Origin of the sequence: Streptacidiphilus fuscans, assembly GCF_015690355.1 — a bacterium.
Classification (GTDB): domain Bacteria; phylum Actinomycetota; class Actinomycetes; order Streptomycetales; family Streptomycetaceae; genus Streptacidiphilus; species Streptacidiphilus fuscans.
In genome coordinates, this window is record NZ_JADPRT010000008.1 from 302230 (window position 1) to 327071 (window position 24842).

The window sequence follows — 24842 nt, forward strand, 5'->3', positions numbered from 1 at the left end:
CGCGGTCAGACGCGCCCGGGGGCCGTCGCCCGGCTGAGCTCGGGCAGCAGCTTCTGCAGGATCCCGTGCAGCTGGTCGCGCTCGGACTCGTCGAGGAGGTCCAGCGCGTCGTGGACCACCTGCATGTCCTCGCGCACGGCGAGGAGCGCCGCCCGGCCCTCCTCGGTCGCGGTGACGATCTTGATCCGCCGGTCCTGCGGCCCCGGCTCGCGTCGGACCAGACCGCGTGACTCCAGCCGGTCCACGATGCCGGTCACGTTGGAGGCGTCGCAGACCAGGGCCTCCGCCACCGCCCGCATGGGCAGCGGGCCGCGCACCGCGGCGCCGAGCACCTTGGCCTGGACCGGCGTCAGCCCGTGCCGCGCCGCGACCACGGCGAAGTCCTGGTAGTACGCGCCGCCGACCGCCGCGATCACGTCCATCAGTTCCGCCTTACTGGTACTCATGACGGTGATTTTACGTCCGGCAAATTGAGGTGCTCAACTATCCTGGCGGAACGAAGATCATCACGAACCGATGTGACGAGGGGAACGGATCGCAGATGAGCATCATGCGCACCACCACGCTGGGGACCGACGGCCCGACGGTCGGCGTGGTCGGACTCGGCTGCATGGGCATGTCCCACGCCTACGACCCCCAGGGCCACGACGAGGCGACCTCGATCGGCGTCATCCACCAGGCGCTCGACCTGGGCGTCACGCTGATCGACACCGCCGACGCCTACGGGCCTTTCACCAACGAGGAGTTGGTCGGCCGCGCACTCGCCGGTGGACGCCGCGAGCAGGCCGTGCTGGCCACCAAGGTGGGCCTGGTGACCCCGGACAGCGGCCTCGGGGCGGGATCCGCGGCCCTGACCAGGAACGGCAGGCCGGAGCACGTCCGCGCCGGGATCGACGCGAGCCTGCGCCGCCTGGGCACCGACCACGTCGACCTCTACCAGCTGCACCGGGTCGACCCGGAGGTCCCGATCGAGGAGACCTGGGGCGCGATGGCCGAGGCCGTCGCCGCCGGCAAGGCGCGGGCCATCGGGCTCTCCGAGGTCGACGTCGAGGAGATCAAGCGCGCCCAGGCGGTGCACCCGGTGGCCTCGGTCCAGTCCGAGCTCTCGCTCTGGACCCGCGACCCGCTGGACGCGGTGCTGCCGTACTGCACGAGCCAGGGCATCGCCTTCCTTCCGTTCTCGCCGCTCGGGCGCGGGTTCCTCGCGGGCCGCTTCGCCAGCACGCAGGACCTCCCGGCCGACGACTGGCGCGCGACGCTGCCGCGCTTCCAGGCCGAGGCGCTGGCCGCCAACCAGGCGCTGGTGGACGCGGTCCGCGCCGTCGCCGCGCGCCACGGCGCCACTCCGGCGCAGATCGCCCTCGCCTGGGTGCTCGCCCAGGGCCGGTACGTGGTGCCGATCCCCGGCACCAAGACGCCCAAGTACCTTGCCGACAACGCGGGTGCGGCGGCCGTGACCCTCACCGAGGCCGACCTCTCCGAACTCGACGCCCTGCCGGCGCCGGAGGGCACCCGGTACTGACCAGCTCTCCGGCCGATCCGGCGGATCCGGCCGGAACCGTTCCACCAAGGGCCGCGTCACACGGGCATGACGACAGACACCAACTGGAGTGACTGGCCCGCACAGGCTGCGGCTCCGGCGCTGTCCGCAGCCCTCCGACCCGGACAGCCCCAAGGGGCCCCACTGGCCGAACTGTCCGCCCCTGCTGGGCAGTCCGGCCGACGCAACCGGCTCGCCGTCGTCGTGCTGGCGTCCCTCGTCGTGCTCGCCACCGTCGCCGTCGGCCTGGTCGTCCTGCTGGGAGCCACGGCGAGCGCGGCGGGCGGCTGCGGCGGCGGGTGACGTACCGGCCGCAGCCGGATGAAACGGCGACCGGACGACGCGGCGTCAGCGCAGCAGGTAGGGCAGGCGCTCCCGCAGGAACGCGCGCGGGAACTCGTCCCGTAGCCGCCACAGCCCGGCGTCGACGACGAAGTGGGCCATCACCGCACCGAGGTAGGCCCCGTAGAGCGCACGCTCGGCGGGGCCTCCGCCGTGCAGGTGGGAGGCGAGGTTGAGCACCACCCCGAGCAGCAGGGCGATGTTGAGCAGCAGCGCCAGCGCCGTCCACCGGGGTATTCGCCCGGCGGCACCGCCGCCCGCGACCAGGGACATCATCACCAGGTACTGGAAGCCGTGGGCGACGGTCAGCCCGGCCACCGCCGCATAGGGCGAGTCGAAGAGGAAGACCGGCAGGAAGAAGAGCAGCGCCGTGACCTGCAACACCGCAGCCTGCCACGGCCGTTCGGCGACAGGGCGACGCAGCAACTGCACCGCCCCGTAGCCGACGGCCGCCGCGAACAGGCCCGCCGCGACCGGGAAGAGCGCGTCGAGCCGAGGCAACGGACCGGCGATCTGCAGCAGTTCCGGACGGCACAACGCCCGGCGATCCCGGCCAGCCCGGCGACGGTGATCGCGGCCCGCTCGCCGCGCCGCAGCGAACCCGCGCCGTAGGCGACGGACGCGAGCGCGGCCAGACCCAGGTCCTGCTTCTGGAAATGGAAGAACTGCCAGGCGAAGAAGGCGAGCAGGAGCAGCGCGAACGGCCCCTGCGGCACCAGCGCAGCCAGCACCGCCGCGCCCACGACCAACCCCGCCGGCGCGATCACGTACCGCACCCGCCGGGCGAGCATGAACCGCCGCACCGCGGGAACCGTCCAGAACCAGGCGCTGCTGGCCACATGGACCGACGACCCGAGAAAGAGCAGCCCGCCCAGCGTCGCCCCCTCGGGCGCACCCGAGGCGGGAGCGGCGACCACCGCACCCACCAGCGAACCGACCGTCAGCAGCAGAACGCCCCACAGCCACGCGTCGCGTGGCGCGGCGTCAGCGGAGGGTTGGACGACTGCTGCCATGGCGCGAGCATAGGTCCCCGCACCGACAAGCGACGCAGCGGGAACACCTGGTGGACGCGCGGGGAACCAATACCAGTACCAAGGGTGTCCTTTCTTACCGCCTCACCCTCGAACGCCCGGAAAGAGTGCAATCCATACGGGGCTCTCACGATGCGCGCCACTCCCCCTCGTATCATCATTCAGCGGGATTCTTCTCAGCCGGTCCGGCGACGCCTCATGGCGTCCGCCAAGGACCGGGACAGGCGAGACACAGGCGGGGCACCGGTGGGGGACAGAATTGCTCACTCTGCTTCGCCCGGCGTTCAGCCCCGGGTCGGACTGAGGACACCCCGACCTACTACTCATGTCGCGGGCGCTGTGCCGATCGGCCACGACCCGAGCACGCCCCAGCAACTCGCAGCAGCCTTCAGCGCGCGACGAGGAGACCTTCAGTGACCCGACGCACACTCCGCCTTGCAGCCGTCCTCGGTTCCGGCGGCATGCTCGGCGGGGCGTTCTTCGCCCAGGCCGTGGCGTCCCCGATCCACCCGACCCCCGCGCCGCCCCAGCAGCACGTGCTGCTGATATCCGTCGACGGTATGCACCAGTCGGACCTGGCCTGGTGGACCGCCCGCTACCCGCACTCCGCGCTGGCGCGGCTGGTCGACGGCGGCACCGAGTACTCCCACGCGCAGACCACCGTCCCTTCGGACAGCTTCCCCGGCATGGTGGCCCAGTTCACCGGCGGTGGGCCGGGCACGACCGGCGTCTACTACGACGACACCTGGAACGCGGACCTGCTGCCCGCCGGGACCACCGACTGCAAGGGCGTCAAGCCCGGCGCCGAGGTCGACTTCACCGAGGACCTGGACAAGAACAAGGCCGGCATCGACGCGGGCCAGGGCCTCAAGGGCCTGCCGGGCTCGATCCTGAAGATGACCGGCACCCCGCAGACGCTGATCAACCCGCGCACCCTGCCGGTCGATCCCAAGACCTGCAAGCCGGTCTACCCGCACTCCTACCTGCAGACCAACACCGTCTTCGAGGTCGCCCAGGGCGCGGGCCTGCGCACCGCCTGGTCGGACAAGCACGCGGCCTACGAGATCCTCGACGGCCCGACCGGCACCGGCATCGACGACCTGTTCACGCCGGAGATCAACTCGAATGCCAACGGCTACCCGGCGGGCAACGACTGGACCACGGACAACAAGGCCACCGAGCAGTACGACACCTACAAGGTCCAGGCCGTCCTCAACGAGATCGACGGGTACAACCACCAGCACACCACCTGGGAGGGCACGCCAGCCGTCTTCGGCATGAACTTCCAGGCCGTCTCGACCGCGCAGAAGCTGCCCTCCTCGGACGGCCTCAAGGGCGGCTACTCGTCCACCGACGAGCCGGGCCCGCTGCTGCAGAAGAACCTGGCCTTCGTGGACGCCGAGTTGGGCCGGATGACCGCCGAACTGCGCAAGCGCCACCTGGACAAGACGACCACCGTCATCCTGTCCGCCAAGCACGGCCAGTCCCCGACCGACCCCACCCAGCTCACCCGGATCGACGACAGCACGCTGCTCTCCGGTCTCGACGCGGCCTGGAAGAAGGCCCATCCGGGCGTCCGCAACCTGGTCGCCCACTCGGTGGACGACGACGGCATGCTGCTCTGGCTGACCGACCGCTCCAAGGTCGCCACCGACTTCGCCCAGAAGTACCTGCTGGCCCAGAGCGGCACCGGGACCGACATCAACGACAAGCCCAAGGCCTTCACCGCCGGCGGCCTGTCCAAGGTCTACGCCGGCGCGGCCGCCGCCAAGTACTTCGGCGTCAAGCCGGGCGACGCCCGCGTCCCGGACCTCTTCGGGATCTCGCAGTACGGCGTCGTCTACACCGGCGGTACCGGCAAGGTGGCCGAGCACGGCGGCGCCCACGCGGACGACCTGGACGTGCCGCTGGTGATCAGCGGCGCCGACGTGCCGACTGAGGTCGTCGACACCGCCGCGGTGCAGACCAAGCAGATCGCGCCGACCATCCTGTCGCTGCTCGGCCTGGACCCGAACTCGCTGGTGGCGGTGGAGAAGGAGCACACCCGGGTGCTGCCGGTCAGCTGAGCCCGCCCGGTCGCGGCGCTGCTCCGGCCTGGTTGTACGGGCCCGGCTGCTCCTGCTCGTCCCAGGCGAGCAGGAGCAGCGCCGCGTCGTCCTTGGGCGAGCCGCCGGCATAGTGCTGGAGGTCGGCGTAGAGCCGGTCGAGACCGGCCGTCAGGTCGCCGTTCACCTCCTCACCCCGCCCGCCTTCGCCGGAGCGCAGCAGGCCAGGGCCGCGCTCTGCCAGCGGGTAGAACTCGCCGCTCGCGTCGCGCGCCTCGACCACGCCGTCGGTGCAGAAGAGCAGCAGGTCGCCCGACCGGAACGGAACCGTCCAGGAGCGCGGCTCACCCTGCGCCAACTGGGCGAGCCCGAGCGGAACCCACGGGTCCGGCGGTTCGAGCAGGACCGACTCCCCGTCGGCCAGGACGCGCAGCGGCGGGACGTGTCCGCAGTGGATCAGCTCGACCGCGTCGGGCGGCAGGAACTGGGCCAGCAACGCGGTGGTGAACTCACCACTGACGGCGTGCCGGGCGACGCTGGTCTCCAGGCGACGAGCCACTCCGGCGAGGTCCGGCTCGTCGAAGACCGCCTCCCGGAACGCCCCCAGCACCAGCGAGGCCATCCGGACCGCGGGCAGCCCCTTCCCCCGCACGTCACCGATCAGTGCCCGCACGCCGAACGGGGTGTCCAGCACGGCGTAGAGGTCGCCGCCGATCTGGGCCAGGTCGGCGGCCGAGACGTAGCGTGCCGCGACCCGCACCGGTCCGACCTGCGGATCCGGCGGCGGCAGCAGGGCCAACTGCGCGGCCTCGGCCACGGTCCGGACCGCGACCAGGTCCCGGGTGCGGACGACGCGGAAGTACGAGATCAGCACCGCGGCCAGGGTCAGCGCCGCGTAGGCGATCAGCGTCCCCCCGAAGAGTCGGTGCGACTCACCGCCGTCGAGCCCGTCGTAGTGGGTCAGCAGCACCATCAGCAGCAGGCCGACACAGCTGCTGAGGACCACCTCCAGCGGATAGAGCATCAGCGCCGCCAGCGGCGGGACCACCGACATCAGCGCGGCCAGGTAGGTGTCCCGGCCGGAGAGCAGGTCCGCCGCGCAGACGGCGACGATCGCGCCGACCACCGGAAGCAGCCGCTGCCAGAGCGGTGCCTGGAGCAGCGCCGCTCCGTCGTCCAGCGGCGAGGCCGACGGCGCGGAGGCGCCCACCTCCTCCACGGGTCGGATGCTCGTCACAGTGCTGAATCTATAGGAACCCCCTGTAAGCGACACGTCTGAGGCTTTCCACCCAAAACGCTCGCCCCTCCGGTATTCCCCTCTCGGCACGCACGGCGACGTGGTTCATCTCACTCCCGTCAAGACCTACCTACGGTGGCGTAGGTCACTTCACACAGTGAAGTATCGACGGTATGCCCACATCGCGATCACCCCAGGAGCACGGTCAGATCACCTCCTACGTCGCCCTCGGCGACAGCTTCACGGAGGGACTGAACGACCCGGGGCCCGACGGCGGCTTCGCCGGATGGGCCGACCGGCTGGCCCGCATCCTCGCCGAGCAGCGACCGCGTACCGAGTCCGGGCACTACGACCTGCGCTACGCCAACCTGGCCGTGCGCGGACGCCTGCTGGACCAGATCGCCGCCGAACAGGCGCCGCAGATCGAGTCGATGCAGCCGGACCTGGTCAGCATCTGCGCGGGTGGCAACGACATCCTGCGACCGGGGAGCGACCCGGACGACGTGGCCGAGCGCTTCGAGCGGGCCGTGCTCCAGGTCCGGCCGCACGCCGGCCGCGTGCTGATCTTCACCGGCTTCGACACCCGGGACACCCCAGTGCTCAAGCACCTGCGCGGCAAGATCGCCACCTACAACGCGCACCTGCGGGCCGTCGCCGACCGGCACGACCTGGACGTGGCGGACGTGTGGGCGCTCCGTTCGGCGCGCGACCGCCGCGCCTGGAGCGAGGACCGGCTGCACCTCTCCCCGGAGGGCCACCAGCGCGTCGCCCTGCTGGCCGCGCGGTCGCTCGGGCTTCCCGTCGAGGACCCCGAGGCCCCCTGGCCGCCCATGACCACTCACAGCGCGGCGGAGCAGCGCCGGGAGAACATCCAGTGGGCGCGCGAGTACCTGCTCCCCTGGGTCGGCCGCCGCCTGCGCGGCGAGTCCTCGGGCGACCACGTCGAGCCCAAGCGCCCGGACCTCGCCCCGCTGTAACGCCTGCGTGCCCTTGCGCCGCCGCACCGCGGCACCGGCACCGAGCCCGCTCCGACGCCTGCGCGTCGGGGCGGGCTTTCTGCTACCTGGAGCAAGGGATGGCTACTCTCGGTGCTCGTGGGATTTCGAGCTTCGGCCGCCATGCCAGGGAATACCCCAGGGGGGTATGGTGTTGTACGGATCGAGGATCGAATGGTCCCCTCGTACAGTTCCGCCGACCAGGAGGCACCCATGACCACCGCCGTCTTCACCGTTTCCGGCATGACCTGCGGCCACTGCGAGAAGGCCGTCTCCGAGGAGCTCGGCGCCCTGACCGGCGTGGTGCAGGTCGCCGCTGACGCCAAGGCCGGCACGGTCACCGTCGAGTCCGAGCAGCCGCTGGACGACGCCACCGTCCGCGCCGCCGTGGACGAGGCGGGCTACGAGCTCACCGGCCGCCAGGCCTGACCCACCCAGGGAGCCCAGCAGGAGGAGGAAGCAGCATGTCCACCGCCATCCCTGGCATAGAACCGGTCGTCCAACGCGTCGAGCTCGCCATCGGCGGCATGACGTGCGCGTCCTGCGCTGCCCGCATCGAGAAGAAGCTGAACCGGATGGAGGGCGTCACCGCCACGGTCAACTTCGCCACCGAGAAGGCCAGCGTCGCGCACGCGTCCGACGTGGCCGTGGCGGATCTGATCGCCACGGTCGAGAAGACCGGCTACACGGCCGAGGTTCCCGCCCCCGTCGTCCCCGAACCGGTCACGACGGACGACGGCGCAGCGGGCGGTACGGCGGAGGGCGGCACGCCCGGGGCGAGGGACGACGAGACGGCCCGGCTCCGGCACCGGCTGCTGGTCACCGTCGCGCTCAGCATCCCCGTGATCGTCCTCGCGATGGTCCCCGCGCTGCAGTTCCGCAACTGGCAGTGGCTGTCGCTGACCCTGGCCGCGCCGGTCGTGGTCTGGGGCGGCTGGCAGTTCCACAAGGCCGCCTGGACCAACCTGCGGCACGGCGCGGCCACCATGGACACCCTCGTCTCCGTGGGCACCCTGGCCGCCTTCGGCTGGTCCGTCTGGGCACTCTTCTTCGGCGACGCCGGCATGCCGGGTATGAAGCACGGCTTCGACTTCTCGCTCTCCTCGCAGAACGCCTCGTCCACCCTCTACCTGGAGACGGCCGCCGGTGTCACGGCGTTCATCCTGCTCGGCCGCTATCTGGAGGCGCGGGCCAAGCGCCGCGCCGGCGCGGCCCTGCGCGCGCTGCTGGAGCTGGGAGCCAAGGACGTGGCCGTGCTCCGTGACGGCCGCGAGGAGCGCATCCCGATCGGACGGCTCGTGCTCGGCGACCGCTTCGTGGTCCGTCCCGGCGAGAAGGTCGCGACCGACGGACGCGTCGTCGAGGGCAGCTCGGCGGTCGACGCCTCCCTGCTGACGGGCGAGTCCGTCCCGGTCGAGGTCGGCCCGGGCGACGAGGTCACCGGAGCGACGGTCAACTCCGGCGGCCGACTGGTCGTCGAGGCGACCCGCGTCGGCGCCGACACACAACTGGCCCGGATGGCCGTCCTGGTCGAGCAGGCGCAGAGCGGAAAGGCCGCGGCGCAGCGCCTGGCCGACCGGATCTCAGCGGTCTTCGTCCCGGCGGTGCTGATCATCGCGCTGGTGACACTGGGCGTCTGGCTGGCCGTCAGCGGCAGCGCCACGGAGGCGTTCACCGCCGCCGTGGCCGTGCTGATCATCGCCTGCCCCTGCGCGCTCGGCCTGGCCACGCCCACCGCGCTGATGGTCGGCACGGGTCGGGGCGCCCAGCTGGGCATCCTGATCAGGGGCCCCGAGGTGCTGGAGTCCACCCGCCAGGTCGACACCGTCGTCCTGGACAAGACCGGCACCGTCACCACCGGCCGGATGGCCCTGGTCGCCGTCCACCCCGCGGACGGCGTCAACGAGGCGCAGGCGCTGCGCCTGGCCGCCGCGGTCGAACATGCCTCCGAGCACCCGATCGCCGCGGCGATCGCGGCAGCGGTGCCGGAGCCGGCCGCGGTGGAGAGCTTCCGCAACGTCCCGGGCCTCGGGGTCGAGGGCGTCGTGGACGGTCACGCGGTCGTCGCCGGACGCGAACGACTGCTCACCGACTGGTCGATGACGCTGCCGCCGGAGCTGCTCACCGCCAAGGCGGACGCCGAGGCCGCAGGCCGCACGGCGGTCCTGGTCGGCTGGGACGGCGCGGCCCGCGCGGTCCTGACGGTCGCGGACACCCCGAAGCCGAGCAGCGCCGAGGCGATCACGCGCCTGCGCGGCCTGGGCCTCACCCCGGTCCTGCTCACCGGGGACAACGCGGCGGTGGCACGGTCCGTCGCGGCCGAGGTCGGCATCGACGCCGACCAGGTGATCGCGGAGGTCCTCCCCGAGGACAAGGCGAGCGTGGTCGCCGGGCTCCAGGCCGAGGGCCGCACGGTCGCCATGGTCGGCGACGGCGTCAACGACGCCGCCGCCCTCGCCCAGGCCGACCTGGGCCTGGCCATGGGCACCGGCACGGACGCCGCGATCGAGGCCGCCGACCTCACCCTGGTCCGCGGTGACCTGCGGTCGGCAGCGGACGCCATCCGCCTGTCCCGACGCACGCTCGCCACGATCAAGGGCAACCTCTTCTGGGCCTTCGGCTACAACGTCGCAGCCCTGCCGCTGGCGGCCTTCGGCCTGCTCAACCCGATGATCGCGGGCGCGGCGATGGCCTTCTCCTCGGTCTTCGTCGTCACCAACAGCCTCCGCCTCCGGCGGTTCCAGGCTCAGGCCTGAGGGGGCGGGACAGGGGACGTCGCACTGCTCTCAGGGGCGCGGGGCCGCGCCCCCGGGTGGTGCAACGTCCCCGCCGCCCGGACCGTCACCGACCGAGCAGCTCGCCGCCGTTGCAGTGCAGGATCTCGCCCGTGATGTAGCCGGCCTCCGCGCTCGCCAGGAAGAAGACCGCAGCCGAGACGTCCTCCGGCTCGCCCACGCGGCCCACCAACGTACGACCCGCGCGGCGAACGAGTTCCACCTCGTTGAGGCGGTCGCCGAAGAACTCCGTGCCCGCCACCGTGCCCGGGGCGACCACGTTCGCGGTGATCCCGGACGGGCCCAACTGCGCGGCCAGGAAGTGGTTCCAGGCGTGCAGCGCGGCCTTGGACGCGCCGTAGGAGCCGGCCCCGCGGACCGCCGCGATCGAACTGATCGTCACCACCCGTCCGCCGCCCTGCGCGAGCCGGTCCCGAACCGACTCGGTGAGCAGCACCGCGGTCAGCACGTTGCGCTCGAAGTCGCCGCGCCAGCGGGCCAGCACCGCGTGCGGGCCCGCTCCGGCCCGGGACTCCCTGCTGCCCGCGCTGTTGACCAACACGTCTATCCGGCCCGGAAGTTCACCCACCAGCGCGGCGACCGCATCGGCGTCGGCGAGGTCGCAGGAGAGCGGGCGGACCGAGGGGCCGAGACGCTCGGCCGCCTCGACGAGGACGTCCCGCCGACGGCCGACGATGGTGACCTGGTCCCCCGCCTCGGCGAACCGACGGGCCACCGAGAGCCCGATCCCCGTCCCGCCACCGGTGACGACAACGTTCCTGCCCATCCGGGCGCCCCCCTGTCTTCCTGACCTCGCACGCCCCGGGCTCCCGGAGCGCGCTGCGAGGCCGCTGCATCGTTGCCGCGTGCGTGCCGCGTTGTTGCTGCGCTGTTGCCGCGTGATTCCTGCGAGTCATCAAGTGGCCGCGGAGAGCCGACCCGGCCCCCAACAGGTCAGTCAGAACGCCGTGCGGATTCACGTGATTCCTACCACGCTGCTATTCGTCCGCTTCGCACCGGGTCGCCCCGACCCGCACCCTCGGACCGAGCGCGCCTGGCATATGACGCTTCGAAGGATCACCGTGAGAGGGGCATCACATGGCCTGACCGTAACTTCGCGAGGCCAACTTTGTGTTAGAACTCGTGAGCCGGGATTCCGGCGGATCCCGGTGCCCGGCCGCCGTCGCTGGGCGGCCGAAAGCGCACGGCGCGGGCGTGATCAGGGTGGTTGAGCGGCCTCCCCCGCGCCCCGCCGTGCGCGCACGCCCCGGCTGCCTCCACGCGTGCCCTCCACGTACCTTCTCCACGCCTTCGCAGAACGCGGGAGCGGGCCCGCACGCCCCTTCCGAGGTGTGCGGACCCGCTCCGTCCGTGCTGTGCGAACGCGGTCAGCGCGCGTCGATCGGGACGTAGTCCCGGATGACCTCACCGGTGTAGATCTGGCGCGGACGGCCGATCTTGTTGGCGGGGTCGGTGATCATCTCCTGCCAGTGGGCGATCCAGCCGGGCAGGCGGCCCAGCGCGAACAGCACGGTGAACATGCTGGTCGGGAAGCCCATGGCCCGGTAGATCAGGCCGGTGTAGAAGTCCACGTTCGGGTAGAGCTTGCGCGAGACGAAGTAGTCGTCCGTCAGCGCGTGCTGCTCCAGCTTGAGCGCGATGTCCAGCAGCTCGTCGGCCTTGCCCAGCTGGGCCAGGACGTCGTGGGCCGCGGCCTTGATGATCTGCGCACGCGGGTCGAAGCTCTTGTAGACGCGGTGCCCGAAGCCCATCAGGCGGACGCCGTCCTCGCGGTTCTTCACCTTGCGGATGAAGGCGTCCACGTCGCCGCCGTCGCGCTTGATGCCCTCGAGCATCTCCAGCACGGCCTGGTTGGCGCCGCCGTGGAGGGGGCCCCACAGCGCGTTGATGCCGGCCGAGATGGAGGCGAAGAGGTTGGCGTGCGAGGAGCCGACCAGGCGAACCGTGGAGGTGGAGCAGTTCTGCTCGTGGTCCGCGTGCAGGATCAGCAGCTTCTCCAGCGCGTTGACCACGACCGGGTTGAGCTCGTAGTCCTCGGCCGGGACGGCGAACGTCATGCGCAGGAAGTTCTCGACGTAGCCGAGGTCGTTGCGCGGGTAGACGAACGGGTGGCCCTGGGCCTTCTTGAAGGCATAGGCAGCTATGGTCGGCAGCTTGGCCAGCAGGCGCACCGCGGAGACGTAGCGCTGCTCGGGGTCGAACGGGTTGTGGCTGTCCTGGTAGAACGTGGACAGCGCGCCGACCACGGAGGACAGCATCGCCATCGGGTGGGCGTCGCGGGGGAAGCCCTGGAAGAAGCGCTTGACATCCTCGTGCAGCAGCGTGTGCTGGTTGATGTCGTGCTCGAAGACCCGCAGCTGCTCGGCGTTCGGCAGCTCGCCGTTGATCAGCAGGTAGGCGGTCTCCAGGAAGGAGCCGCGCTCGGCGATCTGCTCGATCGGGTAGCCACGGTAGCGAAGGATGCCCTGGTCGCCGTCGATGTAGGTGATCGCGGACTTGCAGGCGGCGGTGTTACCGAAGCCGTTGTCCAGCGTGGTCAGGCCGGTCTGGCCGAGCAGCTTCGAGATGTCGAAGCCCGCGTTACCAACGGTGGCGTCGACCACCGGGTAGTCGTACTCGCCGCCCTGGTAGCGGAGTACTACAGAGTTGTCGCTCACGTCTTCCCTCATCACCAGCGGAATGACCCTGTTCAAGGGTTCAAGGGGTGCCCTGACTCCCTCCTACCTTCCCCCAGGCGGGTTACACCTGTGCAGGCGGGGTGGCCCAAAAGAGCCGAAGGTCACAAAGAAAAGGGCCATTCGCTTTCAAGTTCTGACAGCGGAACCTACCCCCGAGTCAGCCTATGGTCCAATGCCGTGTGTCGGCGACCTGCGGAAACCGCCCGAACGGCCTGCCCCAGCGCACGGCGGGATCCGACCAGTACCACCAGCTTCCTGGCCCTCGTGACGGCCGTGTAGAGGAGGTTGCGCTGGAGCATCATCCAGGCGCTGGTCGTGAGGGGGATCACAACGCAGGGGTACTCACTGCCCTGTGATCGGTGGATGGTCACGGCGTAGGCGTGGGCGAGTTCATCCAGCTCGTCGAAGTCGTACACGACGTCCTCGTCCTCGTCGGTGCGGACGGTGAGCTGCTGGTCCTCCACACTGAGCGCCGTGACGACGCCCACCGTTCCGTTGAAGACGCCGTTCCGGCCCTTGTCGTAGTTGTTGCGGATCTGGGTGACCTTGTCGCCGACCCGGAAGGTCCGCCCGCCGAAGCGGCGCTCAGGCCGGTCCGGGCGGGCGGGCGTGATGGCCCCCTGGAGCAGGGTGTTCAGGTTGCCCGCGCCCGCCGGGCCACGGTGCATCGGGGCGAGCACCTGGACGTCGCGGGAAGGGTCAAGCCCGAACTTGGCCGGAATCCGGCGGGCGACCACATCAACCGTCAGGTCGGCGGTGTGCTCGGTGTCCTCCTCGACGAACAGGAAGAAGTCCGCCAGACCGGTGGTGATCGGCGGGACGCCCTCGTTGATCCGGTGCGCGTTGGTGACCACGCCGGACTGCTGCGCCTGCCGGAAGATCCGGTTGAGCCGGACGGCCGGGACCGGGCTGCCGGGCGCGAGCAGGTCCCGCAGCACCTCCCCGGCGCCGACGGACGGCAACTGGTCGACGTCGCCGACCAGCAACAGGTGAGCCCCGGGCGGGACCGCCTTGGCCAGCTTGTTGGCAAGCAGCAGGTCGAGCATGGAGGCCTCGTCGACGACGACCAGGTCGGCGTCGAGCGGGCGGTCGCGGTCGTAGGCGGCGTCTCCGCCCGGCTTCAGCTCCAGCAGCCGGTGGACCGTGGCGGCATCGCAGCCGGTCAGCTCGGCAAGCCGTTTGGCGGCGCGGCCCGTGGGCGCCGCGAGGACCACCTTGGCCTTGCGGGCCAGGGCCAGCGTGACGATCGACCGGACGGTGAAGGACTTGCCGCAGCCCGGACCACCGGTGAGCACGGCGACCTTCTCGGTGAGCGCCAGCTTGACCGACTGCTCCTGCTCGGGGGCGAGATCGGCGTCGGTCCGGGTGCGCAGCCAGGCGAGGGCCCGCTCCCAGTCCACCTCGGCGAAGGCGGCCAGCCGGTCCTCGGGGGCGCGCAGCAGCCGGCCCAGCTGGGCGGCCAGGGAGACCTCGGCCCGGTGGAACGGCACCAGGTAGACGGCGCTGACCGGCACGGCGTGCCCGGCCTCGTCCTGCTCCTCGCCCGGGACCTGCTCGCGGACCACGCCCTCCTCCGCCACCAGCTCGGCCAGGCACTCGATGACCAGGCCGGTGTCGACGGCGAGCAGCTTGACCGCGTCGGAGATCAGCTGCTCCTCGGGGAGGTAGCAGTGGCCCTGGTCGGAGGACTGCGACAGGGCGTACTGGAGGCCCGCCTTGACGCGCTGCGGACTGTCCTTGGGGATGCCGACCGCCTGCGCGATCCGGTCGGCGGTCAGGAAGCCGATGCCCCAGACGTCGGCGGCCAGGCGGTAGGGCTCGTTCTTGACCACGGAGATCGCGGAGTCGCCGTAGTTCTTGTAGATCCGGACCGCGAGGGAGGTGGAGACGCCCACCCCCTGGAGGAAGACCATCACCTCCTTGATCGCCTTCTGCTCCTCCCAGGCGGCGGCGATCAGCTTGGTGCGTTTGGGCCCGAGCTTGGGCACCTCGATCAGCCGGGTCGGCTCGGTCTCGATGACGTCGAGCGTCTCGACCCCGAAGTGGTCGACGATCCGCTCCGCCAGCCGGGGGCCGATGCCCTTGATCAGCCCCGAGCCCAGGTAGCGCCGGATGCCCTGGACGGTGGCGGGCAGGACGGTCGTGTAGTTCTCCACGGTGAACTGCTTGCCGTACTGGGGATGGCTGCCCCAGCGGCCGTGCATCCGCAGGCTCTCGCCCGGCTGGGCGCCCAGCAGCGCGCCGACGACGGTGAGCAGCTCGCCCCCGCCGCGGCCGGTGTCGACGCGCGCGACCGTCCAGCCGGTCTCCTCGCTGGCGAAGGTGATGCGTTCCAGCACCCCCTCGACGACCGCCAGTTGGTTCATGGGCAGCACCGTAGCGGCTGGGTGTGACAGCGCGGGCAGCCCGCCGTTCTGTTCGATTGTGATCGAAAACGACCGAATAAATTTCTTTGTGGCACCGCGCTCCCGACGCCCCGTTTTTGTCAGTGGTGCGCGGAAGACTGTGAAGCGGCCCACAAGCCAAGGGCTCCCACACACCAGGGTCCTCTTCCCTGGAGCCCATCTCCCCTGAGGAGCACAGCATGCTGAGCACCGACTACACCCCGGGCACACCTCGCTGGATCGACCTCGGCACCCCGGACACCGCGGCCACCGCCGCCTTCTACACCTCCCTCTTCGGCTGGACGACCGAGGACGCCGGCCCGGACGCCGGTGGCTACGGGTTCTTCAGCAACGACGGCAAGCGCGTCGGCGGCTTCGGCCCGCTGATGGAGCCCGGCGCGACCTCCGCCTGGACGATCTACTTCGGCACCGACGACGCCGAGGCCACGGTCAAGGCCGTCGAGCAGGCCGGCGGCACGGTCCGTGTCCCGGCCTCGGACGTCATGTCCTTCGGCCGGATGGCCCAGTTCTCCGACGGCCAGGGCGCCAAGTTCGCCGTCTGGCAGCCGCTGCAGACCAAGGGCTTCGACGTCGTCAACGTCCCGGTCTCGGTCTCCTGGGCGGAGCTCCACACCGCCGACGCGGCGGCCGCGAAGACCTTCTACCGCGACGTCCTCGGCTGGAGCCTGGCCGACCAGGACATGGGCGGCTTCACGTACACCGTCGCCTCCATGGGCAGCGAGGAGACCTCGTTCGGCGGCGTCATGGGCCACATGCCGGGCGAGACGGTCACCTACTGGGTGCCCTACTTCGAGGTGGCCGACCCGGATGCCACCGCCGCCAAGGTCACCGAGCTCGGCGGCCGCGTGCTGCACGGCCCGGACACGCTGCCCGGCGTCGGCCGGATGGCCGCCTGCGCGGACCCGCACGGCGCGGTCTTCTCCATCATCAAGGGCGAGACCCCGAGCTGACGCCCGTTCGGGCAGGCGGACCGGACCGCCGGGGCAGACCCGGAAGAACCTGACGCGGGACGCGGTTGAGACACTGCGTAGGAGTCTCGACCGCGTCCCACCGGAGGATCTTGATGAGCCTGTACGACATCCCGCTGCACACCCTCGGCGGGGAGCCGACCAGCCTGGCCGCCTACGAGGGCAAGGCCGTGCTGCTGGTCAACGTCGCCTCCAAGTGCGGTCTGACGCCGCAGTACTCGGGCCTGGAGCGGCTGCAGCAGCAGTACGCGGAGCGGGGCTTCACGGTGCTCGGTGTGCCGTGCAACCAGTTCGGCGGCCAGGAGCCGGGCTCCGCCGAGGAGATCCAGACCTTCTGCTCGACCACCTACGGCGTCTCCTTCCCACTGCTGGAGAAGATCGACGTCAACGGCTCCGCACGCCACCCGCTCTACACCGAGCTGACCGCGACCCCGGACGCCACGGGTGAGGCCGGCGACATCACCTGGAACTTCGAGAAGTTCCTGCTCTCGCCCAAGGGCGAGGTCGTGGGCCGCTTCCGCCCGCGCACCGAGCCGGAGGCGCCGGAGCTGGTGGCCGCCATCGAGGCGCAGCTGTCGGCCTGACATTCGTCAGCCTGACCGTCGTCGGGCCGCCCGGGTCCGCCGGTAGGGTGTCGATCATGACCGACCTCACCTTCCGGCGGACCACCCGGGACGACCTTCCGGCGATCGTGGCCATGCTCGCCGCGGACTCGCTCGGCAGCGGACGGGAGAGCCCGGACGACCTGACGCCGTATCACGCCGCTTTCGAGCGCGTCGCCGCAGACCCGAACCAGCATCTGATCGTCGCGGTCCGGGACGGCGAGGTCGTCGGGACGCTGCAGCTGTCGGTGATCCCGGGGCTGTCGCGCAAGGGCGCCACTCGGACGATCATCGAGGCGGTTCGTGTCCGCGGCGACCAGCGCGGCAGCGGCCTTGGCACGGCGCTGATGGAGCACGCCATCGCCGAGTCGCGACGCCTCGGCGCCGCACTGGTCCAGCTGACCAGCGACCACACCCGCCAGGACGCCCACCGCTTCTACGAGCGGCTCGGCTTCGTGGGCTCGCACGTCGGCTTCAAGTTGCCCCTGGAACAGGTCGACTGAGCGATCGGCCCAGGGGGGCGACTGGCCCAGGGCGGGCGACCGGCTCAGGACGCCGCCTCGTCCTCGCTCTCCTCGTTGCGCTGGACCGTGCCGGGGGTGCCGTCTCCGCGCTGCCACTGCACCAGCAGCTCGTCCTTGGTGCCGAACCGGACCAGGTGCCGTCCGACGACGTCCTCCAGCCGGTCGAGGTGCTCCGTGTCGCCCTCAACGGCCAGGAGCAGGGAATCGGGCGTGGCCGTCATGGTGGCGGTACCGAAGCCGAAAGTGAGGGAACCGAGGCCGGTCTCCTCGTCCCAGTTCGTCTCGATCTTGCGTCCGAGATGGGCGGCGAGCTGTTTGGCGTAGCGATGCGGGCGGTCGGTGGCCACACGTGCTTGGGAACGAGGCATGGAACCCTCCAGGGAGAAGCCTTCACTATTAGGCGAGCCTAACGCATAATGAGCTTAGCTCTCTATTTGTTCCCTGACCGCTCGGCCCGCAAGCGGACCCCGCACAGTCGATATCCTGGCCTCCCCCTACGCAGGAGCCCTTCCGTGACCGCCGCCACCCCGTCCGCATCCGTGCCCGAGCCGATCCCCACCGAGGTCGAGCTGGCCGACGCGATGATGCGCGCCAGCAAGCGGATGCGCCGGGCCACCTTCCACCGGCTCGCTCCGCACGGCCTGACGCCGTCACAGGGACGGGCGTTGGACACCCTCGCCTGGAGCGGCGGCCAGGGCATCCGGCTCAACCAGCTCGCCGAGCGCCTGCGGATCGCGCCCCGCTCGGCCACCACGGTGGTGGACGCGCTGGAGGCGGCCGGCCTGGTCACCCGCTCCCCCGACCCGGACGACCGCCGGGCCACCCTGCTCAAGCTGACCGAGTCCGGCGACGCCGCGGTGGCGCAGATCGCGGCCGTCCGCCGCGAGGTCGCCGAGGAGTTCTTCGGCCCGGTCAGCGCTGCGGACCGGGTGTCCCTGCTGCACCTGCTCCGAGTGGCCGAGGAGTCGTACGAGCTGGCCCATCCGCACCACCACGGCCCCCACGCCCATCCGCATCCCTGACGGCCCCCTCCCCGGCTGCCGGGCCTCCGGTCCCTGCGACCCGGCGTCCACCGAACGACGCGAGCGCGATCCCGGTGATCACCAGGACAGCGGCGACAGCCGCCAGCGGTGTGATCGCCTCGCCGCGCAGCAACCAGGCCGACGACATCCCGAACACCGGTACCAGCAACGCGAACGGCGCTACCACCGAGGCGTCGTGATGCCGCAACAGATGTCCCCAGAGGCCGTAACCGACAAGCGTCGCGCCCCAGGCGACGTAGAGCAGCGCGGCCACACCCGTCAGGCTGAAATGCCCGAGGGCCCGCAGATCCGTGTGGGCGCCCTCGGTCAGCACGGACAGCACTCCGAGCGGCAGCGGCGGCACCACACTGATCCAGACCATCCAGCGCAGCGCGTCAGGAGGCGCGGCCTTACGCGTGATGACGTTGGACAGCCCGAAGGCCGCAGCCGCGCCGACGACCAGCGCGAACGCCCCGAGCGGCCCCGCGCCCCCGCGGTCCACCTGGTCGACGGCCGCCACCGCGATTCCCACCACCGCCACCGCCAGCCCGACGAGCCGCCGCCCGGTGAACCGCTCCCGCAGCAGCACTGCGGCAAACCCGGCCGTGAAGACCGCCTGCCCCTGCAGGACCAGGGAGCTGAGCCCGGCCGGCATGCCGGCACGCATGCCCTCGAAGAGCAGGCCGAACTGCAGGCCACCGAGCACCAGTCCGCCCGCAACCACCCAACGCCACGACACCCCCGGGCGCCCGACCAGGAACACGGCGGGCACCGCGGCGGCGACGAACCGGAGTGCGCAGAAGAACAGCGGCGGACAGTGCTCCAGCCCGGCGTCGATGGCGACGAAGCTGACTCCCCAGAGGGCGGCGACAAGGACGGCGAGTCCGAAATGGCGGGCGCTCAAGCTCATGCAGCGAGCATGGCGCGAGCCGTCTCTTGAGCACCAGAAAAGAGTTCTTCAGCATTTTATTCAGCGTTACTGAACGATTCGGCGGAGCCGTCCAAATCCGACGGACCGTCACCCGGTTGACCAGCAGCGGTGGCGGTGGCGTCAGATCACCCAAACCATCAGAAACATGACGCTCCGTTCGTTCACTGTCGTCGGCGCCCTGCTGGCGTTTCTTCTGCTGGGGCCCCAAGGCGGCCAGAACGCCGTTGCCGGAGCGCCCGACTCCACGCCCTTCGGCGGCTCGTCGCGGATCGGCGCCGTTTTCGGCTCCTCCCCCGGACGCCCCGACCACCACTTCTGCAGCGGAGCCGTGGTCGACAGCCCGACCCGCGACATCGTGGTCACCGCCGCGCACTGCGTGATCGGTCCCGGATCGGGACACGCCCGCGGCGGCCTCACCTTCGTTCCTGGCTACCACGACGGCCGACGCCCGTACGGGACCTGGTCGGTGGCGACCGTCGTCGCCGGCGCCGCCTGGACGCGGTACGGAAACCCGGACGAGGACGTCGCGTTCCTGATCCTCCGTCCGATCGGTCGGCACCGGATCGCGGACCTGACCGGCTCCGAGGCGCTCTCGTTCAACCCCCACCCCGGCACCCGCGCCGTCACCGTCGGCTATCCGAGCAGGGGCGACCGCCCGGTCTACTGCGCGTCGACCCTCCTCCGCTTCGGCCCGCACCAGCTCGAGTTCGACTGCCCCGGGCTGCCCGGCGGCACCAGCGGCGGCCCGATGCTGGTCGGCACCGACTCCGGAGCTCGCGGCCGCGGCGCGGTGGCCGGCGTCATCGGCGGCTACCAGCAGGGCGGCGACACGGACGACGTGTCGTACTCCGCCTACTTCGGCCCCGCCATCGCCGCCGTCTACCGCGCTGCCCTGACCCACGGCTGAGTCTCGACCCACCTCGGCCCGAACCTCGGCCGAACCTCGGCGGGCATTCGGCGGGCATTCGGCGGGCCGACGGCATCCGGTGGGGCGACGGTGTCCGGTAGGGCGTCCGCCGTGCAGCGCCTAGGCTGCCCGCATGATGGATCTCGGACGACTGCGCGCCCTCCACGCCGTGGCCGTGCACGGCTCCGTGGGCCGCGCCGCCGCCGCGCTCGGGTACACGCCCTCGGCGATCTCCCAGCAGATCAGCAAGCTCGAACGGGAGACCAGGACCCCGCTGCTGGAGAAACGCGGCCGCGGCGTGGTCCTCACCGATGCCGCGCAGGAGCTGGCACAGACCGCGCAGGCGGTGCTCGCCCTGGTGGAGCAGGCGGAGGTCGGCCTGGAGGCGCGCCGCGGCGAGGTCACCGGGCGACTCTTCCTCGCCGCGTTCGCCACCGCCGCACGGGGCCTGCTGCCCACCGTCCTGGCCGACCTCTCCGCCGAGCACCCCGAGTTGGAGCTGCGGGTGCTGGAGAGCGACCCCTATCTGATGGCCGAGCTGGTCGCGCGTGGTGAGATCGACCTCGCGGTGGTGCAGGACTGGCCCAACACGCCGCTGGCAACGCCGGAAGGCGTCTGTCGTCGGCGCCTGGGCGAGGACCCGGTCGATGTCGTGCTGCCTGCCGACCATCCGCTCGCCGCGCGTGAGGTGCTGACGGTCGAGGAGCTGAAGGGACAGCGTTGGGTCAACACACCGCCCGGCACCATCTGCCACGACTGGCTGCTCCAGACGCTGCGCGAAGCGGGCGAGGATCCGGACACCCGGTTCCAGGCAACGGAGTTCGACACCCAGATCGCGCTGATCCGCGCGGGCCTCTGCATCGGACTGGTGCCGCGTCTCGGCCGGGCGCCGCTGCCCGCCGGCGTGGTCGCCCGGCCTATCGTGCCGGAGCCGGTCCGACGCGTCTCGGTGCTCTGGCGCGAGCATGCGACGCGTCGTCCCGCGATCGCGGCAGCGCTCGCCGCCCTGCATCGCCACTGGCCGCAGCGCTCGGCCGCCCCCGAACCGGAGTGCTCGCCCGCGTCGGCCACCGCACCCGCTGCGGCCCGGGAGGCGAAGCACCACCGCTCAGGGAGCGGCCGATGATGACGGACCGACGGGTTCGCACACCTCGATCGGGGAGCCGGTACGGCCGAGGGCGGCGGCGCCCTGCCCAGTCGCCGCCGCCCTCTCGGGCCCACCCTCGGCGCCCTGCCTTCCATCCTCACTGACGACCAGTCGGACCGCGCGTCGGAACCGCGCACGTTGCGCCGCACGGGTGGGACCAGAGAGGCTCAGACCCGAGGTGATGAACCAGCGGGACGGCAAACGCGGACAAAAGAGCAACAAAGCACCATGATGCGGGCGAAGAGGTACAGGTGACGACAGAACACCGGCCGACTGAAGGGCGGCAGGCAACACACGGACCAGTGCGGGACGAACTCGACAACGAGCGTCCCGTGCATCCCCTTATCCGGCGGGTGCGGGCTGCGTACTCTGGCCTCGGGCGAGCGCCGCGTTGGGGCATGGGGGCGTCGATGCACGTCGTTGCCGGGAATCCGGAGCCAGGGAATCCAGACGAGCCAGGTGCACCAGGAGAGCCGCCGCAGCGGGCTCAGGAGTCGGGACGAGGGCTGGGGCCAAGGCCGGAGCCGGAGCCGGAGCCGGGGTCAGAGTCAGGGCGCGAGCTGGAGCCGGAGCCGGGGTCAGAGTCAGGGCGCGAGCTGGAGCCGGAGCCGGAGCATCGGCTGACGGGACCTGCCGGGGCGTACGCGCGGGCGCGAAGGATGCCGACCCTGCTCGCCACCGCGCTCCCGCTGAGTGCTCTGGGCCGCCTCAGTGTTCTGGGGCGACTGGCGCTGATCGTCCCGGTGCTCGGCCTGCTGCTGGGGGTCGTCCTCAGTGCGTGCGCCGGCGGCCCCGCCGAACCGCCTTCCGAGGCACGCCCGGGAACGGTGGACGTGACCCTGGTCCCCGGCCCGCCTGGCGCCGCCAACAGCGGATCGCAGGCCACCCCGTCCGCGTCGACCTCCGGCGGCGCGAGCCCCACGGGGACGGCGCACCCGCCCGCCTATGCGCCGCAGACCCCGACCGACTCGGACGGCACCGCTGGTGCCTCCGGCTCGGCCACGGAGACGCTCCCGGTCGGCAGTTGCGTCGGTACGAGCGCCGATCACTACGCACCGGTCGCCTGCACTTCGTCGGCGGCCTACGCCCGCGTCATCGCCCGTCTGCCACGTGGCGACGCCAGCGGCAGCTCGGTCAGCTCGGGGACGGCGACCAGTTCGCCCTCGTCGACCGCATGCCCGGCCGACACCGACTTCGTCCTCGGCCTGACCAAGGTCGACGCGGCGCATCCGCAGGGTGTCGACGCGGGCATCGCCTGCCTCCGCCTGTTGCAGGGACCGCACCCCGGCGATCCGGGTGGCGGCGCGAGCGGCTGGCTGTTGCCCGGCGACTGCCTCTACAACGCCGGCGGGAACCAGTTGCAGGCGATCCCCTGCCTCGGCGACGTCGACGGGCACCACGCGCAGTTCCGCATCACGCTGCTGGTCTCCGCTCCGAGCGCCTGCCCGCTGGGGACCGAGCAGACAATCGCGCTGCGTAACCCTGGCCAGGGCACGCAGTACGGCTGCCTGGTGGACGTGCTCCTCTGACGCTGCGTCGGCTGCCCGCGGACGGGCGTGCGAGGCGAGGCGTATGAGGAACGGCGCGGCGCGCGAGGAATGGCGTGTCAACGACGGGGGTCGGGCCGCGCGGTCAGCGCTCGTCCGCCTCCGAGTAGACCTGCCACAGCGAGGGCGTCCCCCCCGACACCCAGCCCCGGCCGATGGAAGTGACGTCCAACTCCCGTCCGCTCGCCAGGCGGACGAAGGGGCGGCCGTCCGCGAGCAGGTCCCAGGCGGCGCCCGTGATCGAGCCGACGATCACGGAGCCGAGGTAGAGCCCGGCGTCATGGGCGAACTCGGCCACCTCCTGCGGGTCCTCCCACTCGCGCCAGACCGGTGGCAGCAGGTCCAGCGCGGAGAGCGACTCGGGAGTGTCGTCCAGCGTCAGCCCCGCGTCCTCGGCGCGTGCCCGCAGCAGCGCGCACTCGCCGAGCATCGCGGCCAAGGTCGCCGGGTCGCCGACACCGTCGGGATAGCGCGCGACCTTCGCCGCAGCCGCATCCCGACGTGGGCGCCATCGGTCCAGAAAAGGGATCCCCATGCCCCAAGAGTGACACCGCAGCACCGACCGGCAACCTCAGGCCGCGCGTCGGGAGGCCGCGGATTCACTCGTCCCGGATCCGGCCGTCCCGGATCTGGCCGTCCGGGAACTGCCCGCCCAGGGTCCGATCGTCACGGTCGTCGCCTGGGCCACGCCGGGGTCAGCCGCCCAGCTCCGCGCCCAGGTGTTCGCGAATCAGTGCACGCAGTTCGCCGCCGTCGATCAGCCGGAGGGACCGGTAGTCCGCCGCGGCCAGTACCGCCTGCGGCTCGAAGCTGCCGGTGGTCGCCCAGATCGCCGCCTCGGCCGACTCCTCCTCCATGACCTCGGCGACGTTGCGCACCGCCTCGGCGCTCACGACCGCCGGACGGCGGGCGACACAGACAACGTGCGGGTCGTCCGCGAAGGCCTGCCCGTCCCCGTAGGCGACAGCGAGCAAGCCGTCACGGCCGAGCAGCCGCGGGTCCCAGTCCGGCAGACCCATGGCCGCGAACAACTCGGCCGCCAGTCCCGCGAATTCACCCGGAGAGAGCTCCTCCGGCACCGGGGCCGTCGCGCCGCCCACCGCGAAAGGCGTGACGGGCGCGGGGCCGTAGGGGTCCGTGGTCATGCGGCACGGCAGCTCGCGCACCCGCGCCAGCGCGTCCTCGTGGGAGGCGGGCAGCAGCGTGCGTGCGTACAGGTCGGGCCGCCGGGCGTCCAGGGTGACCAACGTGGACTCTCCCGCCTCAGCGGTGACGACCCGTCCGTTCAGCACCACGCCGTCCAGATGCGATTCCGTGTCGGCGGCCAGCACCGCGTCCAGGGCACGCAGGACGACGCGCGCGACCAGCAGCAGGTAGCGTGCGACGCACTCCTCGCGCGGGCGCGGGACAGGCTCCACGCCCCCCTCGGAGTCGTCGGGTGCCACGCGGAAGGCGAGCGCCGGGGGCACCACCCCGGCGCTGGGGAGCAGCAGGTCGACCACGGCGGTTCTGGTCAGCGGTCGGTAGACCACCCGCGCGGGCACGTCGAGGCCCGGCAACCGGCCGGCCGAGGCCAATGCGCGTTCCAGGACCGACTCGACGGCGACCTGCTCGCCCAGCTCGTAGGAGCGGCGGTAGTCCACCAGGCGCTCGTTGTAGGCGCGCACGGCGTTGGCGCGCTCCTGCTCCTCGCGCTCGTACTCCAGCCGGACTCCTTCGGCCCGGTCGCGCAGATCCCGCTCCTGCTCCCGGTACTCGCGCAGCGCCCGCTGGTGGTCGAGCCGCGCGGTCATCAGCCGCTGCTGGTAACCGGCGTCTAGCAGCGCGCGCCCGGGCTGGCCCGCGGGAACCTGCCCGGGATCGGGCTCGTAGTCCGTCCAGCGCGGGGGCTCGGAGACGGCGGTCGGCGGCAGCGGCCGGGGCACGTACTCGCGGCGCAGGGCGTCGAAGTCGACGGCCGGGGACGGCTCGGCCGCCAGGTCCAACAACTCGTCCAGCCGCCGCTCGGCGTCCTCGGCCACCTCGGTGTACTGCTGCGCGAGCATCGCCCGCCGACGTCCCGTCACTTCTCGGTCCCCTCCACCGGGCCGCTCCCGCCGCGATTGGCCCAGCATCTCATCAGCAAG

23 protein-coding genes are annotated in these 24842 nt (G+C 71.6%); 13 read left to right on the plus strand and 10 right to left on the minus strand.

Translation table 11 applies throughout. The features are described 5' to 3' along the window. Positions 1-5 precede the first annotated feature (5 nt). Positions 6-446, minus strand: coding sequence for a MarR family winged helix-turn-helix transcriptional regulator (locus I2501_RS20940; protein ID WP_196195663.1), 441 nt, complete (start codon positions 444-446; stop codon positions 6-8). Between the two features lie 104 nt (positions 447-550). Between I2501_RS20940 and I2501_RS20945 the strand changes: the two genes are divergently transcribed. Both I2501_RS20945 and I2501_RS20950 read left to right on the plus strand, forming a co-directional pair. After that, entirely contained in the window at positions 551-1522 is a 972-nt protein-coding gene (locus I2501_RS20945; RefSeq protein ID WP_196195738.1) for an aldo/keto reductase, read from the plus strand. Positions 1523-1588: 66 nt separating this feature from the next. Beyond that, on the plus strand, positions 1589-1843 hold the full coding sequence (locus I2501_RS20950; protein ID WP_196195664.1) for a hypothetical protein: 255 nt from the start codon (positions 1589-1591) through the stop codon (positions 1841-1843). Positions 1844-1888: 45 nt separating this feature from the next. Here I2501_RS20950 and I2501_RS20955 read toward each other — a convergent pair whose 3' ends face one another. Further along, positions 1889-2419, minus strand: coding sequence for a hypothetical protein (locus I2501_RS20955; protein ID WP_196195665.1), 531 nt, complete (start codon positions 2417-2419; stop codon positions 1889-1891). Between the two features lie 907 nt (positions 2420-3326). Here I2501_RS20955 and I2501_RS20960 point away from each other — a divergent pair. Continuing rightward, positions 3327-4979, plus strand: a complete 1653-nt coding sequence (locus tag I2501_RS20960) for an alkaline phosphatase family protein (RefSeq protein ID WP_328806508.1) — start codon at positions 3327-3329, stop codon at positions 4977-4979. Here I2501_RS20960 and I2501_RS40295 read toward each other — a convergent pair. Further along, on the minus strand, positions 4972-6195 hold the full coding sequence (locus I2501_RS40295; RefSeq protein WP_196195666.1) for a PP2C family protein-serine/threonine phosphatase: 1224 nt from the start codon (positions 6193-6195) through the stop codon (positions 4972-4974). The two genes, I2501_RS20960 and I2501_RS40295, sit on opposite strands and share 8 nt — an antisense overlap. Positions 6196-6368: 173 nt before the next feature. Here I2501_RS40295 and I2501_RS20970 point away from each other — a divergent pair, with 173 nt between their 5' ends. The 3 genes from I2501_RS20970 (at position 6369) to I2501_RS20980 (ending at position 9946) form a co-directional block, all read left to right on the plus strand. Further along, entirely contained in the window at positions 6369-7172 is an 804-nt protein-coding gene (locus I2501_RS20970; protein WP_196195667.1) for an SGNH/GDSL hydrolase family protein, read from the plus strand. A gap of 192 nt (positions 7173-7364) precedes the next feature. Further along, positions 7365-7619: a heavy-metal-associated domain-containing protein gene (locus tag I2501_RS20975; protein ID WP_236046772.1), complete on the plus strand. Its 255-nt coding sequence runs from the start codon at positions 7365-7367 to the stop codon at positions 7617-7619. A 35-nt stretch (positions 7620-7654) separates the two neighbouring features. Beyond that, positions 7655-9946 carry a heavy metal translocating P-type ATPase gene (locus I2501_RS20980; RefSeq protein WP_196195669.1) on the plus strand — a complete coding sequence of 764 codons (2292 nt, stop codon included), beginning with the start codon at positions 7655-7657 and terminating at the stop codon, positions 9944-9946. An 85-nt stretch (positions 9947-10031) separates the two neighbouring features. On the opposite strand, the gene I2501_RS20985 is transcribed toward I2501_RS20980, so the two are convergent. The 3 genes from I2501_RS20985 to recD2 all read right to left on the minus strand — a co-directional run bounded on the left by I2501_RS20985 (position 10032) and on the right by recD2 (position 15029). Beyond that, complete coding sequence (locus tag I2501_RS20985) at positions 10032-10751, minus strand: SDR family NAD(P)-dependent oxidoreductase (RefSeq protein ID WP_196195670.1); 720 nt, start codon at positions 10749-10751, stop codon at positions 10032-10034. Between the two features lie 601 nt (positions 10752-11352). Then, positions 11353-12654, minus strand: a complete 1302-nt coding sequence (locus tag I2501_RS20990; RefSeq protein WP_196195671.1) for a citrate synthase — start codon at positions 12652-12654, stop codon at positions 11353-11355. 155 nt (positions 12655-12809) lie between these two features. Further along, complete coding sequence (gene recD2 / locus I2501_RS20995; RefSeq protein ID WP_196195672.1) at positions 12810-15029, minus strand: SF1B family DNA helicase RecD2; 2220 nt, start codon at positions 15027-15029, stop codon at positions 12810-12812. Between the two features lie 218 nt (positions 15030-15247). Here recD2 and I2501_RS21000 point away from each other — a divergent pair, with 218 nt between their 5' ends. From I2501_RS21000 to I2501_RS21010, 3 genes are all read left to right on the plus strand, one after another. Then, entirely contained in the window at positions 15248-16018 is a 771-nt protein-coding gene (locus tag I2501_RS21000) for a VOC family protein (protein ID WP_196195673.1), read from the plus strand. A gap of 113 nt (positions 16019-16131) precedes the next feature. After that, positions 16132-16620, plus strand: coding sequence for a glutathione peroxidase (locus tag I2501_RS21005; protein WP_196195674.1), 489 nt, complete (start codon positions 16132-16134; stop codon positions 16618-16620). A 56-nt stretch (positions 16621-16676) separates the two neighbouring features. Next, positions 16677-17141 (plus strand): GNAT family N-acetyltransferase, encoded by a 465-nt coding sequence (locus I2501_RS21010; protein WP_196195675.1) that lies wholly within the window; start codon positions 16677-16679, stop codon positions 17139-17141. A gap of 44 nt (positions 17142-17185) precedes the next feature. Here the strand turns inward: I2501_RS21010 and I2501_RS21015 are convergent, their stop codons facing one another. Then, positions 17186-17530: a DUF2218 domain-containing protein gene (locus I2501_RS21015; protein ID WP_196195676.1), complete on the minus strand. Its 345-nt coding sequence runs from the start codon at positions 17528-17530 to the stop codon at positions 17186-17188. Positions 17531-17674: 144 nt separating this feature from the next. Here I2501_RS21015 and I2501_RS21020 point away from each other — a divergent pair, with 144 nt between their 5' ends. Then, positions 17675-18184: a MarR family winged helix-turn-helix transcriptional regulator gene (locus tag I2501_RS21020; protein ID WP_215909808.1), complete on the plus strand. Its 510-nt coding sequence runs from the start codon at positions 17675-17677 to the stop codon at positions 18182-18184. On the opposite strand, the gene I2501_RS21025 is transcribed toward I2501_RS21020, so the two are convergent. Then, positions 18075-19088, minus strand: a complete 1014-nt coding sequence (locus I2501_RS21025; protein WP_408022762.1) for an EamA family transporter — start codon at positions 19086-19088, stop codon at positions 18075-18077. The genes I2501_RS21020 and I2501_RS21025 overlap by 110 nt on opposite strands. A 172-nt stretch (positions 19089-19260) precedes the next feature. On the opposite strand from I2501_RS21025, the gene I2501_RS21030 reads away from it, so the two are divergent. The 3 genes from I2501_RS21030 (at position 19261) to I2501_RS21040 (ending at position 22698) form a co-directional block, all read left to right on the plus strand. Continuing rightward, on the plus strand, positions 19261-20022 hold the full coding sequence (locus I2501_RS21030) for a trypsin-like serine peptidase (RefSeq protein ID WP_196195678.1): 762 nt from the start codon (positions 19261-19263) through the stop codon (positions 20020-20022). Between the two features lie 133 nt (positions 20023-20155). Beyond that, entirely contained in the window at positions 20156-21148 is a 993-nt protein-coding gene (locus I2501_RS21035) for a LysR family transcriptional regulator (RefSeq protein ID WP_196195679.1), read from the plus strand. 680 nt (positions 21149-21828) lie between these two features. Then, a complete protein-coding gene (locus I2501_RS21040) occupies positions 21829-22698 on the plus strand; it encodes a hypothetical protein (RefSeq protein ID WP_196195680.1) in 870 nt (289 codons plus the stop codon). Positions 22699-22801: 103 nt separating this feature from the next. On the opposite strand, the gene I2501_RS21045 is transcribed toward I2501_RS21040, so the two are convergent. Then, complete coding sequence (locus I2501_RS21045; RefSeq protein WP_196195681.1) at positions 22802-23251, minus strand: DUF6278 family protein; 450 nt, start codon at positions 23249-23251, stop codon at positions 22802-22804. A gap of 160 nt (positions 23252-23411) precedes the next feature. Next, positions 23412-24782 (minus strand): restriction endonuclease, encoded by a 1371-nt coding sequence (locus I2501_RS40665; protein ID WP_196195682.1) that lies wholly within the window; start codon positions 24780-24782, stop codon positions 23412-23414. Positions 24783-24842: the final 60 nt, after the last annotated feature.

Coding starts and splice junctions, on each gene's coding strand:
- I2501_RS21000 (WP_196195673.1), top strand. CDS start 15,248: ATGCTGAGCACCGACTACACCCCGGGCACACCTCGCTGGATCGACCTC.
- I2501_RS20990 (WP_196195671.1), bottom strand. CDS start 12,654: ATGAGGGAAGACGTGAGCGACAACTCTGTAGTACTCCGCTACCAGGGC.
- I2501_RS20940 (WP_196195663.1), bottom strand. CDS start 446: ATGAGTACCAGTAAGGCGGAACTGATGGACGTGATCGCGGCGGTCGGC.
- I2501_RS20945 (WP_196195738.1), top strand. CDS start 551: ATGCGCACCACCACGCTGGGGACCGACGGCCCGACGGTCGGCGTGGTC.
- I2501_RS20975 (WP_236046772.1), top strand. CDS start 7,365: ATGGTCCCCTCGTACAGTTCCGCCGACCAGGAGGCACCCATGACCACC.
- recD2 (WP_196195672.1), bottom strand. CDS start 15,029: ATGAACCAACTGGCGGTCGTCGAGGGGGTGCTGGAACGCATCACCTTC.
- I2501_RS20985 (WP_196195670.1), bottom strand. CDS start 10,751: ATGGGCAGGAACGTTGTCGTCACCGGTGGCGGGACGGGGATCGGGCTC.
- I2501_RS21035 (WP_196195679.1), top strand. CDS start 20,156: ATGATGGATCTCGGACGACTGCGCGCCCTCCACGCCGTGGCCGTGCAC.
- I2501_RS21015 (WP_196195676.1), bottom strand. CDS start 17,530: ATGCCTCGTTCCCAAGCACGTGTGGCCACCGACCGCCCGCATCGCTAC.
- I2501_RS21040 (WP_196195680.1), top strand. CDS start 21,829: ATGCCGACCCTGCTCGCCACCGCGCTCCCGCTGAGTGCTCTGGGCCGC.
- I2501_RS21005 (WP_196195674.1), top strand. CDS start 16,132: ATGAGCCTGTACGACATCCCGCTGCACACCCTCGGCGGGGAGCCGACC.
- I2501_RS21045 (WP_196195681.1), bottom strand. CDS start 23,251: ATGGGGATCCCTTTTCTGGACCGATGGCGCCCACGTCGGGATGCGGCT.
- I2501_RS20950 (WP_196195664.1), top strand. CDS start 1,589: ATGACGACAGACACCAACTGGAGTGACTGGCCCGCACAGGCTGCGGCT.
- I2501_RS20970 (WP_196195667.1), top strand. CDS start 6,369: ATGCCCACATCGCGATCACCCCAGGAGCACGGTCAGATCACCTCCTAC.
- I2501_RS21010 (WP_196195675.1), top strand. CDS start 16,677: ATGACCGACCTCACCTTCCGGCGGACCACCCGGGACGACCTTCCGGCG.
- I2501_RS21030 (WP_196195678.1), top strand. CDS start 19,261: ATGACGCTCCGTTCGTTCACTGTCGTCGGCGCCCTGCTGGCGTTTCTT.
- I2501_RS20980 (WP_196195669.1), top strand. CDS start 7,655: ATGTCCACCGCCATCCCTGGCATAGAACCGGTCGTCCAACGCGTCGAG.